At 60.5% G+C, this 14,417-nt stretch carries 6 protein-coding genes and 1 pseudogene; 2 read left to right on the top strand and 5 right to left on the bottom strand.

Annotated features, from left to right (window positions below):
- Positions 1-295: 295 nt before the first annotated feature.
- Positions 296-1,630, bottom strand: coding sequence for a TIGR03013 family XrtA/PEP-CTERM system glycosyltransferase (locus tag PG1C_RS14185; protein ID WP_284431768.1), 1,335 nt, complete (start codon positions 1,628-1,630; stop codon positions 296-298).
- Positions 1,631-2,119: 489 nt separating this feature from the next.
- On the opposite strand from PG1C_RS14185, the pseudogene PG1C_RS14190 reads away from it, so the two are divergent.
- A pseudogene (locus tag PG1C_RS14190) lies at positions 2,120-2,580 on the top strand (Crp/Fnr family transcriptional regulator).
- Positions 2,581-2,744: 164 nt separating this feature from the next.
- On the opposite strand, the gene PG1C_RS14195 reads toward PG1C_RS14190, so the two are convergent.
- From PG1C_RS14195 to PG1C_RS14210, 4 genes are all read right to left on the bottom strand, one after another.
- On the bottom strand, positions 2,745-11,606 hold the full coding sequence (locus PG1C_RS14195; RefSeq protein WP_202635365.1) for a glycoside hydrolase family 94 protein: 8,862 nt from the start codon (positions 11,604-11,606) through the stop codon (positions 2,745-2,747).
- Between the two features lie 64 nt (positions 11,607-11,670).
- A complete protein-coding gene (locus tag PG1C_RS14200) occupies positions 11,671-12,843 on the bottom strand; it encodes an AI-2E family transporter (protein WP_202635366.1) in 1,173 nt (390 codons plus the stop codon).
- A gap of 77 nt (positions 12,844-12,920) precedes the next feature.
- A complete protein-coding gene (locus tag PG1C_RS14205; RefSeq protein WP_202635367.1) occupies positions 12,921-13,235 on the bottom strand; it encodes a BON domain-containing protein in 315 nt (104 codons plus the stop codon).
- 238 nt (positions 13,236-13,473) lie between these two features.
- The gene (locus PG1C_RS14210) at positions 13,474-13,623 is read right to left on the bottom strand and encodes a lmo0937 family membrane protein (RefSeq protein WP_202635368.1); all 150 of its coding nucleotides are present in this window, start codon (positions 13,621-13,623) and stop codon (positions 13,474-13,476) included.
- A gap of 396 nt (positions 13,624-14,019) precedes the next feature.
- Here PG1C_RS14210 and PG1C_RS14215 point away from each other — a divergent pair, with 396 nt between their 5' ends.
- Complete coding sequence (locus PG1C_RS14215; RefSeq protein WP_202635369.1) at positions 14,020-14,358, top strand: BON domain-containing protein; 339 nt, start codon at positions 14,020-14,022, stop codon at positions 14,356-14,358.
- The last annotated feature ends 59 nt before the right edge of the window (positions 14,359-14,417 follow it).

Below are 14,417 nucleotides of genomic sequence, written 5' to 3' on the forward strand. Positions count from 1 at the left end.
ATTCTTGGCAAGACACAGCGGATCAAACAATTTGCATTTTTCCTGCTGCTGGATGGTCATGCACGCTTCGTACCTTTGAAGCTTAAGCGGGCAGAGCAAGCACATCTGTACGGTGGCGTACACGACGGGCACCCCGGTTTGCCGGATTCTGGCTTGGATGGCCTCGATGACTGCCCCATGCGCCGCAACGTTGATGATCTTACCGGTGCGCGCTTCCTCCTGTAGGTAAATAGATGCTGGGCCGAATTTCCGGGCCAGCGTGTACGATCTCGCACATAAAATGGCGCAAGCGCCATCAGCGTGCCCCCGCGCCCGTGAGCACCACACCCACGGTTTCAAACAGGATGACGGTATCGAGGAACAGGGTATGGTTCTTCACGTAGTAGAGATCGTATTGCAGCTTCTGCGCCGCATCCTCCACCGACTCGCCGTAACGGTAGCGCACCTGGGCCCAGCCGGTGAGGCCCGGCTTGACACTGTGGCGCGCTGCGTAGAAGGGAATTTCGCGCGTCAGTTGAGTGACGAAGTAGGGCCGCTCGGGCCGTGGCCCGACCAAGCTCATGTCGCCCTTGAGCACGTTGTACAGCTGCGGCAGTTCATCGATGCGCAGCCTGCGCAGAACGCGACCAACGCGTGTCACCCGCGCGTCATTGCAGGCGGCCCAGCGCGGCTTGCCGTCGTGCTCGGCGTCGCTGTGCATGCTGCGAAACTTAACCACACGGAACAGCCGCCCACCCTGCCCCACACGCTCCTGGCAATAGAAGATCGGGAAGCCGCTTTCCAGCACAATCAGGAGGGCACTCAGCAACATCAAGGGCCAGAATACCCCCAGCAACAGCGTCGCGGCGATGACGTCAAACAGGCGCTTGACTACCGTGCGTACCAGACCTTGCCGGAAACCTTCGCCGAAGATCAGCCAACTGGCGCGCAAAGAATCCAGGCGCACTTGTCCGAGGGCTCGCTCAAAGTAGCTCGACAGGTCCAGCACGCGCACGCCCGCCAGTCTGCACTCGAGGAGCTCATGAATCGACACGGCATCGGTCCGCCGCTCACGCACTGCAACAATGATCTCGTCTACCTTGAACCGACGTGTCGCATCCGCCAGCGACAAGTTGTCCGTGAGAATCCGATCGTGGGCAACGTGTATCGCCTCGTCCGAGCGCACCGGGTAGAAGCCCGCGATGCGCACGTTCGGACTCAATCGCATAAGCGATTGCCCGACCATCGCCGCCTCTGCGCCGGTGCCCAGTACCATGATGTGGCGCGACAGTAAGGGGGCAAAGCCACCGTGTACGACACAGCCGCGCATCGTCACCATGACGCCCAGGGCGAGCAGCACCGCCAGTTCCAGTTCCTCGCGCCAAGCTGCGGACCGTGGAACCAGGCTGACCATGCCATAGGCCATCGGCGCAGCAAGGAGGAAACACACGATGACGCGTGCCAAAGTTCGGGCCACAGAATGATCGGAATCGCGCTGATAGACGCCTAGCAAGGTATTCACCACCATCATCCCGAGCGTGAGTAGCAGCACGTAAGGCAACGCTACCCAGACACTGCGCAGATCGCCGCGGTCGAGCCAGGCAACGGTAAGGACCAAGGCCAGGCAGGGCAATACCAGATCGAATACCATCTGGAACAGGGTATTCGCGCGAAGCCAATGACTGAATATCCTAACCACGGCTAATGTACGCAGTTAGTCGTCAGTGGGCGCGGGATCGCGAACTTCGAGAGCGGCAGTTTCCGTGATTCCGGCGCGGTTCAAGTTCAGGATCACCCCATGGGTTATCGTTATTCTCAACCGGACGGTAAGACGTTTGGGCATTTTTGACGGGTCCCAGATAATCAAGTTCACTCGGAGATTTTTGCCTGGCCGCAGGAATCCCCAGGTAACGTATAGGCTGCAGCAGCGAGACCGAACCCGCTGGCGTGGCGCCTCTGGCCCACGCCCACTCCCCACTGTGCGCCAGGGAATCAGATTACGTCGAGCGCCTTGCTGTGTCTGTGCGCTGGCGAACACAGGAAAGCGGGGAATATATAATGAGCGGGACGCCTCGGTGATTCCACATTCAGCCGCGTTGGTGAGGTTATTCGATCGTGGCTGATAATCAGGAGCTCGCTCATGCACCCGCCCCCGCATAACCCCCGCCAGAATCACCTTCTCACCGCCTTGCCGGCGGACGCATACGCATATCTGCTCCCCAATTTTGAACTGGTCTCACTGCCGCTAGGCGATGTGCTTTACGAGTCCGGTACGCGGATGCGCCACGTCTATTTCCCCACCACCGCCATCGTCTCCCTGCTCTATGTCATGGAGGATGGCGCATCGTCCGAAATCGCCGTGGTCGGCAACGAGGGCATCGTCGGGGTCTCCCTCTTCATGGGCGGCGAAACGACGCCCAGCCGGGCCATCGTGCAGAGCGCCGGCCCACGCCTACCGGCTGAAGGGCCAGCTTGATCGAGTACCACCGTGGCCACATCACCGTGCTTGACCGGGCGGGGCTGGAGGCACGAACCTGCGAGTGCTACGCGGTGGTCAAGAAGGAGTTCGATCGTCTGCTCCCGGATGCAACCACCTCCTAATCCGCTTGCTCGGATGCTACCGCCGTCCCGCCAGCGCCGACTTTTGCGGGATAGTTGCGCACCACACTGCCTGGCAGACCTGTTATATACGCTATCGTCCAGACTATCGTCAGGTTTCACTCCAGGCTGAGAAAGGTTCATTCTGGGGAGGCCGTTCGTCACGGTTACTTGCCCACGAAATTCACATGCACTCTCACCTCGACCATGTGCTCCTGCCGATCATCAACAAGGTAAATTACCTTATCGTGTCGTTCGACGCCATCAACTGTCACACTCGTCACAGCACTCGGTGCACCATCGCCAACACGCGCTTGCGAGACGGCGAGGTGGTACATCGTCTCCCGATACCGGTAGTGGATCTTGAACGCCTGCCAGTCGGCGGGCACACAGGGCACGAGATGCAGCTTGTCTCCCTCGAGTTTGAGTCCCAGCAGCGACTCCACGATAAGCCGGTACATCCAGCCGGCCGAGCCGGTATACCAAGTCCATCCACCGCGGCCGGTGTGCGGTGCGAGCGCATAAACGTCGGCTGCCATCACGTACGGCTCCACCTTGTAGGTCGCGATGGCCTCCTGTGATTTCGTGTGGTTCACCGGGTTGATCATGGTCAGCAACTCCCAGGCGCGCGCGCGCTCGCCCAATGCGGCAAACGCCATGACCGTCCAGATCGCACCGTGGGTGTACTGCCCGCCGTTCTCCCGCACACCCGGCACATAGCCTCTGATGTAGCCGGGATTCAGGCTCGACTTGTCGAAGGGTGGATCGAGTAGTTGGATAAGTGCGTGGTCGCGATGCACGAGTCGATCGTCCACCGCCTGCATGGCCAGGCGCGAACGCGCAAGGTTGCCCACCCCGTCGCCCGCCCCGGACAGCACAGACCAGCTCTGCGAGAGCGAATCGATCTGGCATTCCGTGTTGCCTGCAGAACCGAGCGGTGTGCCGTCGTCGAAGTAGCCGCGTCGGTACCATTCGCCATCCCAGCCATGGCGCTCGAGGTCCTGGCGCAGCCGAATGCCCTCCGCTTTGCAACGCTCGGCAAAGACTGTGTCATCGTGCGCATAAGCCACCTCGGTGAACTGCCTGAGCACTTCGCACAGGAAGAAGCCTAGCCAGACGCTCTCGCCTTTTCCCTGTATCCCTACCAGATTCATGCCGTCGTTCCAATCGCCAGAACCGATCAGCGGCAGACCGTGTTCACCGAATCGCAGGCCGTGCAGGATGGCCTGCACGCAGTGCTGGTACAGGCTGGCTGCCTCAGCCGAGCGGCCGGGCAGGTCGTAGTAAGAATCGTCTTCCGGGTTGACCGGGCGGCCTTCCAGGAAGGACACAGGTTCATCCAGCACCCCTGTGTCCCCGCTGCTCGCCACATAGCGGCATACCGCCAACGGCAACCAGAGGTAATCGTCCGAACAATGCGTGCGCACACCGCGGCCCGACGGCGGATGCCACCAGTGCTGGACATCCCCTTCCCGGAACTGACGACTCGCGCACAGCAGCAGGTGCTCGCGCACCAGCCCGGGCTCGGCATGGATGAGCGCCATCACGTCCTGCAACTGGTCGCGGAAGCCGAAGGCGCCGCCCGATTGGTAGTAACCGCTGCGCGCCCAGACACGGCACACCAGAGTCTGGTACACCAGCCAGCCGTTGGTCAGCACATCGAGCGACGGATCAGGTGTTTCCACCTGCACCGCGCCGAGCGTGTGATCCCAATGCTGCCACACCGCTGCGAGCGCGCTACGGGCAGCCAAGGCACCGCGGAAGCGCTGTACGAGCTTGCCAGTGTCATCGGCGTTGCGCCCGACGCCGAGCCGGAAGACGATATCGCGTTCTTGCCCGTCGGCCAGATCGAAGCTTACCTGGATCGCGGCGCAGGGATCCAGGCCAGCGCCCACCTTGCCGGAAAGCTGCGACCGATGCATGGCGGCCGGATTTTGCAGCGTGCCGTTGCGCCCGAGAAATTCGGCGCGGTCGCCGCTCAGATTACGCGTCGGTCCATCCACGTCGAAGAAGGCAACCCGATCGGCGAACTCCGAGTTGTAGGAGTTGCGCGCGTAGAGGGCGCCGCTCTTGGGGTCGATTTCAGTGGTTATATGCATAGCTGATTTCGGCCGCAGATCCCCCAGCACCCATTCGACGTAGCCGGTCGCGGAGAGCTTGCGCAACCGGCCCGACTCATTGCGCACTTTCAGCACCGAGAACTTGACAGCCGCATCCAGTGCCACGTAAATCCACAGCTCGGAGCGAATGCCGCCGCAGCTGTGCTCGAAGACGCTGTAGCCAAACCCGTGCCGGCTGACACAGGGCGTGGCGCTGCCCCTTGGCAGCGGTGTGGGCGACCAGAACTGGCCGCTCTCTTCATCGCGCAGGTACAGCGCTTCTCCGCTCGCATCGCTCACCGGGTCGTTGTGCCAGGGCGTGAGGCGAAATTCGTGCGCGTTCTCGCTCCAGGTGTACGCAACACCATTCTCCGAAACGATAGTGCCGAAATGCGGATTCGCCAGCACGTTAACCCACGGCGCCGGGGTCATCTGACCGGGCGCTGTCGTGATGACGTACTCGCGCCCATCGGGGGTGAATCCACCTAGTCCGTTGAAGAAAATCAGCTCACGTGATGGTAGCGTGGCATCGGCCGCCAGATCAGGACGCAGCGGTCGCGTCGGTGCGAACTGCGGCATTTGCTTGTCTATCGCAGTACGCCGATTGAGTTGCTCCGCCAGCGTTCCCCGGCCATCTGCAATAATGACGCGAGCGACCGACTGGAACAGGACGCGATCCTCGAGGGATATCTGCTCCGCCGGCCGCACAAAGATGCCACCCGGCCGATCCACCACGTGGGCTTCGATACCTGCGGCAATCAGCCCCATGATTTGCTCCTGAAGCAGTTGCCGATAGCCGCCCCGGTCTTCGTTCCAGATCACCATATCCACTGCCAGGCCCTTCAGGCGCCAGTAGGCATGTGCCTGAATGAGCTGGCGCACCAACTCGATGTTGGCCGAGTCTGCGATCTGCAGCAGCACGATCGGCAGATCCCCGGAAACGGCATAGCCCCACAAGCCTGACTGCCCGCGGCGGTTCTGAGTGAGAACGGCCGCATCGGCGCGCAACGAGGAATGGGCGTAGATGATGAAGCTCGCCATCCGCCCGTACAGTTGTGCATCGGCCTCAGTGGCATTGATCTGACGCAGCACAACCTGGCTGTGGGTCCACGTCAGATCGAAGACGCGATCAGCCAGACGCCGGTCATGGTACTTCTCGACCAGGCTCAAGGCCGCATCGCGGGTTTCTCCGACGCCGAACACCAGGTCGATCGTTGCCGTCTCGTCCGGTTCCAGTGTTATCGGACAACGGATCGCGACGATCGGATCCAGCACCGAGCCCTCACTGCCGAAGAGCGCCGCAGACTCGCGTAGTGCATGGGGAGCGGCGACGGTGTTGCCGCGACCGATGAAGCGCATGCGGTCCGTCTCATAAGAGACCTCGCCGATGCTGGCGCCGTGCACCGCGATCAGGTGAAACATCCACGGCGCCGGTTCGTCGATAGAGCGCGGGCGGCGGGTGCACAGGATCGCGCACCGCTCCCGCATGATCTCGGTTTGCACGAAGAGATTGCTAAACGCCGGATGAAGCGCGTCTGCGGCCGGCGGTGCGATCACCACTTCCGCGTAACTCGTGACCTCGATCACTCTGCGGGTACGAGAGCGGTTGGTGATGCGCACACGGCGCAGCTCGATGTCGTCCTCCGGCGAAACGACAATCTCGGTATGGGTATCGAGATCGCCATCGCCAACCGTATCGCGACGCCGAAACTCCGCCCGCCCTTCCGAGAAGATCGCTTCGTAACTCGCCGGTCGCTTGAGCGTCGGCTGGCAGGCCGTTGACCACAACTCCCCGCTGTCCACATCGTGGATGTAGCAGAACGAACCCCAGTTGTCACTGGTACCGTCTTCGCGCCAGCGAGTAATGGCGAGATCCTTCCATCGGCTGTAGCCGCCTCCCGCGTTGGTGACCATCACGTGGTATCGGCCGTTCGATAGCAACTGCACCTGGGGTGTCGGCGTATCGGGGCTGCTGAAAACGCGAATTGGCGCCTGCGGCGCGACCGACGCCGCGTGTACATCGGAAAGTTGAGCCGTGTGCGAAAACAATGTCATCGCCTTGGGGATGCGCTCCTGGAGCAGCAGCAGGATTGCCTGGAACAGCGGCTCCGACTCGAAACGCCGCTGCATGGGCCGATCGAGAATCAGGTAGGCTAAAGCGAGCAGGCTCATACCCTGGTGATGGGACATGTAGGAGCGGACTACGGCATTCGATTCACCGCGTCGCTGCCGTGACAGCGTGTAGTCGATAGCTTCAAAGCAGCCGAATTTCCCGACGAACCCCTCGGTGGCGAGTCGCTGCAGATTCAGGCATGCCTCCTCAGGCGCCACCATCAGCGCGAGCGCCGATGCATACGGTGCAATGACCAGGTCCTCGGCCAGTCCGCGCTTGAGTCCCAGTCCGGGCACACCGAACGCCCGGTACTGGTAATTGAGATGCACGTCGACCGTGTTGTAGCCGGATTCCGATATTCCCCAGGGGACGCCACGCTGCCGTCCGTACTCGATTTGCTTGGCCACCGCCGCCTTGTAGGTCTGGTCGAGCAATGTGTTCTCATAGGTCGGCATCACCAGGAGCGGCATCAGGTACTCGAACATCGAACCGCTCCACGACAGGAGAACCGGTTCGCCGCCGGTGCTGGTGAGCAGACGTCCCAGCGCGAACCAGCTTTCCTGCGGCAGCTTCCCCTGCGCAATCGCCACAAAACTGCACAACCTTGCCTCGGAGGCCAGCAGATCGTAGTAACCCGCATCGAGCCGGCGCTCGCCGACGTCGTACCCGATCGCCAACAGATGGCACGCCTTGTCGTACAGAAAGTCGTACGCCATGTTCGACATTTCGCTCGATTGCCGTGCGAGGCGCTCGATTTCCGCGATCCGTTGCGCAGCGCGGCGGCTGCCCTGGGTGATGAGCTGCCCAAGTTCGGTGAGCCAGGTGCGCTCTTCGGGCGCGGCGTTGCCGTCGAGTCGACGCGCTATGGCCGGCGAAAGCTCCGCATCGAGCCCTGCCAGTTCGCGCAGCGTCGGGATGACGATGCTGCCAACGCTACCGAGCAACTCGTCAAGGCCGCTCAACCCGGCAGGCGCGCCCTGCCACCCGACCCACGGGGCGAGAAAGCTCAGTTCGTCGAGGGCCCTGCGACATTGCCCGGCGAGCGCCTCCGCCCAGCCAGTCGCCTCGCTCTCGACAGCGTCCCCGATACTGCCAGCGACGTGCGTGATCAGGTCAGCGGCACCTGAAGCCAAGCGATCGAGGCAGACCCGGGCTGCCACAAGGGTGGTCGGCCGGGCATCGCAAATCGACTCGAGAAGGTTCTGAAACTCGCTCAGCGGAGCGGGGGAAACTGCGCCCGCGGTATCCGCGAGCAGCTTCAGTGTGTCACTCAAGCCCTCGAACAGTCGCCCCCCCACAATCGGGTCATCGGCAAGCGCGAGCAGCCCCGCACGCAAGGTCAGCAAATGGCCGGCGAAGTTGCCGCTGTCCACTGTCGAGATGTATAGCGGTGGCAGCGGCTGCAGAGTCTGCGTGTCATACCAGTTGTAGAAGTGCCCGCGGTACCGCTCCAGAGTGTCTATCGTGCGCAGGGTGTTCGCCGTGCGCTCGACGAGCTGTCCGGCCGGGATGTAGCCAAAGTCGTATGCCGACAGATTCGCCAGCAGCGCCAGCCCCATGTTGGTCGGCGACGTACGATGCGCGACTGCGGCAACGCGATACTCCTGGAAGTTGTCGGGCGGTAGCCAATGGTCTTCCGGGCCAACAAAGGTGTCGAAGAAGGCCCAGGTCCGGCGCGAAAGCGTGCGCAGAAAGAGCGTCTGCTCGACCGTCAGGATCGCCTTGCGACGAGCGAGCGGGCGGCTGATCCACCAAACGATGGCGGGTGAGGCAAACCACAGGAGCAGTATCGGCCCTGCCACCGCCAACACCGCCAGGTTCACTGCCACCAGATAGATCGCCACCGCAGCGGCGATAGCGGGGGCGGCCCACATCGACTGGAAAGAGGTGACGAGGCTGTTGCAGCCGCACCGGATCGACTCGCGATCCGCTTCGCTCGACGGATTCCATTCAAGCAGCCGTCTACGTGTGACCCGCATCCGCCAGGTCGTACGCGCGATGGCATCCAGACTGAACAACGCCTCGTAGGGAAGACAGGCGAGCTCGAATGCCAACTGCATGAAGTGGCGGGAAGCTGAGCGTGCCACAGCGGTGAGGTGCTGCCTCAGCAACACCTCACCCGGCTTGCGGAACATCTCGAGAATCAAGGCGCACAAGGAGGGAAGCAGCAGGATGCCCATCACCGACAAGGTCCACAACCAGGCCGGCGACAAGACTGTCCATCCCAGCAGCAACAGCAGTGTCAGTGCCGCAGGGGCGAGGCTGCGCCGCAGGTTGTCGAACAGCTTCCACTGCGACAGCATCGAGAGCGGATTCTTCTGACGAGCGTTGTCCCCCCCGGCGCCATCGTCTGCGCGGTTGCCAGGTACGCGCCGACGCAGCCACCCCGCAAGCTGCCAATCGCCGCGAATCCAGCGGTAGCGACGGCTCATGTCGGCGCTGTAGCGCGCCGGGTAGTCCTCGTACAACTGCACATCACTCAGCAGTCCCGCCCGCGCGTAACACCCCTCCAGCAGATCGTGACTGAGGATGCGATTATCGGGGAAGCGGCCACCAAGGGCTTGCTCGAATGCATCGACGTCGTAGATGCCCTTGCCAATGAACGAGCCTTCGCCGAACACGTCCTGGTAAACATCCGAGACGGCACGTGTATAGGGGTCAATGCCCGGCTCCCCACCGTATAGACGCGCATAGCGCGAGCGGTTCGTTCCCGGCAGGCTTACCGCCACGCGCGGCTGCAGAATACCGTAGCCCCCCGCGACACATCGCTTCGCTTCGTCGCACCAAGGACGATTCAGCGGATGCGCCATGGCGCCGACGAATTGACGTGCCGCATCGCGCGGTAGCTGCGTATCCGTGTCCAAAGTGATGACGTACTTCACGTTGGACAGAATGGCCGTGTTGCCAACGACGAGCGAAAAGGCATTGTTGGCACCCTTGTTGGCACCATCGCGCTCGCCACAGCGCAGCAGCGCGTTCAGGTCCGCCAGCTTGCCGCGCTTGCGTTCGTAGCCCATCCATATCCTTTCCTGCGGGTTCCAGCGGCGCGGACGATGGAAGAGGAAGAACTTGTCATTTCTGGCTTGCCCGTCCTCGCTGCGGTACTTACCATTCAGCTCGTCAATTCTTGTTTGGGCCAGCTGCAGCAGCAGCCCGTCCTCGGACAGCGATTCTTCATGCGCGTCCAGAAAATCGGTCAATAGCCCAAAGTGCAGATTTTCATCGCGATTCGCCAGGAACCTGACTTCCAGCGACTCGACCAGATCCTCGACGTTCTGAGCACTAGCGAGCATGGTCGGGACTACCACCAGGGTGCGCCATTGCGGCGGGATTCCTGCGGAAAAATCCATTTTGGGCAGCGGATGGGGTGTCACCAGCAGAGTGGCCAGCCAGTTCACCAGCCCCACAGCCAGCTGACTGGCGGCCAGAAAGGAGACGCTGCCGACCAGCGCGATCACCCAATCTGGCACGCCGTCGGCATAGGCCGTCGCTACCAGGCCGCCACTTACGATCACGGCGATCAGCGCGATGGCGCCTGCATATAGAAACAATGGAAATCGCCCGCTCGCTCTGCGCACAGTCTCGGGGATGGAAAAGCGCGCCTGCGCCGTTCGTTCAAGCTCGCCCAGGCCGTCGCCGATCAGGTAGAAGCCCACGTGTGCCGACCGATCGCCGCTGCCTTGTGTCAGGGCCGCCTCGTGCGCCAGTTGGATCGCCTTGCGCGCCACCTCTCTTTCGGTCAGCGGGCCGCATTTCGCTATCCTTTCCACGACGTGCCGGTAGCGGTCGCGCGTAGCGAAATCCATCTGGCCGTAGACCCCGCCCGGGTCCTCCTGGAGTTTCTGCTCGACGACGCTCATCGTCTCGACGAACTCGCGCCAGTTCATCGCGCCCAGGAACCGGAGACTGCCGATACTGTTACTGATGGAGACTTGGTCTGCCGCCTGCTGCTGGTTTTCCGACTGCACCAACTGCTCGATCTTCAGGCCCGATTCGGACAATCGCTGTTCGATCCAGGTCAGCGGCAAAGCCAGCGCGGGACCCTGTCCCTGCAAACGGCGCGCAAGTTCCGCGACAAATGAGCCCGCCATGGGCGGACTCGACCGCGCCATGTCCGCGATCACCAGGATCAGACTCTTCGGATCCTTTTCGGCGGTTTCAGTCATCTGGTCCGCCCAGGAATCCGCCAGATCTCGCTCGGCCAGGCCAGCAGCGATCCACACGGCAACGCGACGGAGATTCTCGATGACTGCCAACCGCAGCATGATGGGGATCGCCCACAACTCGCCAAGCTTGAGTGCGGTGACCGACTGGTAGGCGGCCACGAAACGGCCAAGATTTTCCGTGTCTACCCGCCCATCGCCGTGTGAGATCGTTTCCAGCGCAATGTCATACACTCGCGGTAGTCCGGCCGACGGTTCATGTGCCAGACGAGGCAGTTCCCGGCTGTAACCCTTCGGGAGGTGTCTCCTGGTTGTGCGGATATGCTCTTCAATGAGATAGAAGTTGTCGAGCAGCCATTCTCCAGCGGGCATGATCCGGCGCTTCGCGGTGACTGCCGTCTTCAACAGGTTGCACGCTCCAACCAGCACGCTTTCGTTCGCTGCCAGCCGCGCCAAGAGCTGGTCCGGCGCGTATCCCGGCGCTAGATTGTGCGAGACCGCGAGAGCCCTGCCATGCTGCTCCATCTGGTCGGCGCTGAACAACTCGGATCGCAGCGGGAGCTCTTCGCCGGGTGAAATCCGTGGCCACCCGCTGTCGCGAAATCGCGTCTTCAACTGTCGAAAATATCCGGTGAGCTTCGTGCCAGCGTTCAATTCAGGGGCTCCTTTCGAGGAAATCAAATCTCAACGCTGTGCATCGCGTTGAGCGAGGGGCCACCTAGTCCCCTAGCAGCTCAGCCACTGACTCAAGTGGCTCGACATGTTGAGCTACTACTTTAACTATGACGATAATCGGAATGCTCAGCAGCATGCCCCAGACGCCCCACAGCCATGCCCCAAACAGCAGCGAAATGAACACGGCGGCCGTATTCATCTTGGCGATCCTGCCCGTCATCCAGGTGGTAACAAAGTACCCGACGACCGTGGCAATCACTAGCGCAGCCCCAGCAGCCAGCAACGCCATCGATAAGGTGTCGAACTGCATGAAAGCAGCCATGCCGATACCGACGGCGGTGACGGTTGGACCGAAGTACGGGATAATGTGGAGCAGGCCTGCAGCTACTGCCCAGGCGCCGGCGCTTTCCAGACCGATCCAGCGCAACGTGATCCAGGTAAGCAGCCCCACCAGTATGTTGGTCGCCAAAAGCATGAACATGTAACGCTGGATGGATTCATTGATGCCATCAAGAATACGCACGGTGATCTTTCTGTTCGACAACGAGGGCCCTGTGAGCCGTACCAACTTTCTCTTGTAAGTGTCACCGGAGAGCAAAAGAAAGAAAGTCAGGAAAAGCACCATGACTGTCTGACCAATCAGCACTGCGGCTCTTACGGAATTCGCCCAAAGGAAGTCGCCGAGTTTGAAGCCAGGTTGATCGATGACGATGCGCGTTGCCGGCTGTTTTGACATCGACACCACGCTAGCTGCCTTCTCAATCTGGTTCGCAGCGGTTTGCACCTTCTGCATGGTACTGGCCTGGCCTTTGCGCACACTCGCAAGGCCGACCGACAACTTGCCCACTGCTTCGGGCAACTGATCGAGTAGCGTCTGTATTTGCCCGCGCAACGAGTACGTCCCCAGGACGAGCGCGCACACGACACCCACCATCACAAGACTGGCGCCCAGCACGCGCGGGATCCTGATTCGCTCGAGCCATACAACCAGGGGATTCAGCGTGTAGGCAAAGAGAATTCCGAGCAGAAGAGAAATGACAAAGCTCTGCGCCCATTCCAGCGCGAAGACCACAGCGACCGTAGCGAGGATAGGGAGCGCCAAGCCCCGCTCGACCCCGGGCGCTTGGACTGTAGGCAGCAACGCAGCCGACTCAAGACCTGCAGGAGATTGATTGCCTGCCGGGGATTCCGCGCCAGGGGTTGCGATTGCTGCCATCGGTAAGAATATGGGTGTTTGTGACTAAGCCCCCGCCACTGCCAGACCGTAAGGTCCGGCAGTGGCGGGGACATCGCTTATTTGATCCGCATGTCGTTCTTGACTGATTTCACACCGCGGACACCGCGTGCCACTTCGACTGCCTTACTCTCTGCGGTCTGCGAGCTCACGAAACCACTCAGTTGAACCACGCCTTTGAAGGTCTCGACGTTGATCTCGGCAACTTTTAGCGTCGGCTCATCGAGTATCGCTGCCTTCACCTTGGTGGTGATAACGCTGTCGTCGACGTACTCGCCGGTTCCCTCCTGTGTCGTCGTGGATGCGCAACCCACGACGGATATTAGCGTAACAGCCAGGAAAAGTGCAGAAAAATACTTGGTAAGTTGTTTCATGATAAATATCTCCAATTTAAGTAAAACAGGACTTGTTGATGCGGGTTCAGACAATGTCATTTGCGTGTCATTCGCGCAAATTCCGGGGGAACGAAGCCCGTACGCCAAGTTGACAATTTAATGACAGAACAGCCTAGTCAGAAGAGCTGGGGTAGGCGCAGGTGTACAACACAGACGACGACACCATCACACGGTACGACTAAATATCGAACGCACCCCTTCCGTGTCCGCAAAATAATCACAGTGGACGTCGCCCGCTGATGACTCTGAGCAGGACGACCACAATGGCGATTACCAGAAGAATATGGATAAAACCGCCGAGTGTGTAAGAAGTGACCAATCCAAGAAGCCACAAAATAAGAAGAACAACTGCAATTGTGTAAAGCATGATAATTATCCTTTTATGCTTTTGATCCAAACCCCGACCGGATCAGTTCGAGTGAATCGCGCCGTCGGACAACGCTTACTTGATCGCCCGTTTGCTACGATTTCGGGTTGGCTTTGCGAAATAATGCAATTCAACCCGACGCTGCTCATTGTGGGCATATCCCAGTGCGTTCTCTGTTCGTTGGCGTACACAACAAAATAATTCGACATTTGCATAAAAATAAAAAGCGCTGACACAACATGGCAACTGAATGGCATCAGAGGCAAGCGAGGAACGTATTTCGAGACCCTGCGCGGCCAAGGCTTTCGTCTTGCTCTATGTGCGCCAGCGAACAGATCTTCTTTGAACATAGCCGGACAATCCACATTTCCCACCTCCCTAAGGAAAGAACAGACCATGAAAACCAAACTCGCGACCACCTGTTTTGTCATCGGTACCTTACTGGCACCCGTTGCGGCCATTGCTGCCGACACCATCGAACGACACTCGGATCGTGCGCACCCCATGACCTGGGTCAAAGACTCGGTAATTACAACCAAAATAAAGGCCAAACTGGCTGCGGATCATCCGGGCAGCATGAAGCATATCCAGGTCGATACCGACAAGGATGGCGTTGTGTGGTTGACCGGCACTGCCAATTCCCAGGCAGAGATAGACGCGGCGATTGCAACGGCACGCCATACCGAACACGTAAAATCAGTCTGGAGTGATCTCAAAATAGAGAACGACCGCTAAGGTATCGGCTCGATACTGGCGCCAAGACCAGGGCGCGTGTAGCGCGCCGCACAAACCGG

Origin of the sequence: Rugosibacter aromaticivorans (assembly GCF_000934545.1) — a bacterium.
Taxonomy (GTDB): domain Bacteria; phylum Pseudomonadota; class Gammaproteobacteria; order Burkholderiales; family Rhodocyclaceae; genus Rugosibacter; species Rugosibacter aromaticivorans.